The sequence below is a fragment of the Novosphingobium mangrovisedimenti genome (assembly GCF_025153475.1).
Lineage (GTDB): Bacteria > Pseudomonadota > Alphaproteobacteria > Sphingomonadales > Sphingomonadaceae > Novosphingobium > Novosphingobium mangrovi_A.
Window position 1 is genome coordinate 1 of sequence record NZ_JANZXA010000052.1, and the last position, 888, is coordinate 888.

The window sequence follows — 888 nt, forward strand, 5'->3', positions numbered from 1 at the left end:
CTAGAGCGAGATGACATTGCATTGACTCGGTATGTGCTTCCCAATCGCGGTTGCATGTGATTCATGATGCCTGCTGGGCAAGGAGGCCAGCATGGCATGGTTCGAGCCTATTCGATGGACCTTCGCGAGCGGGTTGTTGCTGCGGTGATAGACGAGGGCATGTCGGCGCGTGGCGCGGCGGCCCGGTTCGGGATTTCGCAGAGCAGCGCGATCAAGTGGTTAAAGCGCTACCGGCAAACCGGGACTGCTGCGCCAGGGCAGATTGGCGGTCACAAGCCCCGGCTGTTGACCGGCGATCTGCGCGACTGGCTGCTGGAACGGAGCAAAAGCGACTTCACCCTGCGCGGACTGGTGGCCGAACTGGCTGAGCGCGGGGTGAAGGTCGATTACGTTCAGGTCTGGCGCTTCGCCCACGCCGAGGGCCTGAGCTTCAAAAAAAAGCGTTCTTCCCGCCGAACAACTGAAGCCGCAGATCGCCCGGCGGCGCGAGCAGTGGAAGAAGTATCAGGCCCGGCCTGACCCGGCGCGCCTTGTCTTCGTCGATGAGACCTGGGCGAAAACCAACATGGCACCGCTGCGGGGCTGGGCGCCCAAAGGCCAGCGTCTCCACGCCAAAGTGCCTTACGGCCACTGGAAGACGATGACCTTCATCGCGGCGCTCCGCTGCGACCGGATCGATGCGCCGTTCGTGTTCGATCAGCCAATCAACGCCGCCAGCTTCACTGCATGGGTCGAAGGGCAACTCTGCCCGACGCTAAGGCCCGGAGACATCGTCATCCTCGACAACCTCTCCAGTCACAAGAAGCCCGCTGTCCGGGCCAGAGGAGCACGGCTCCTGTTCCTGCCGCCCTACAGCCCCGATCTCAATCCGATCGAGCAGGTCTTTGC

General features: G+C 62.7%; 1 pseudogene. It reads left to right on the top strand.

Annotated elements, in window-relative coordinates:
- Nucleotides 1-96: 96 nt before the first annotated feature.
- Nucleotides 97-888 (top strand): annotated as a pseudogene (locus tag NZK81_RS21415) (IS630 family transposase); the annotation flags it as partial.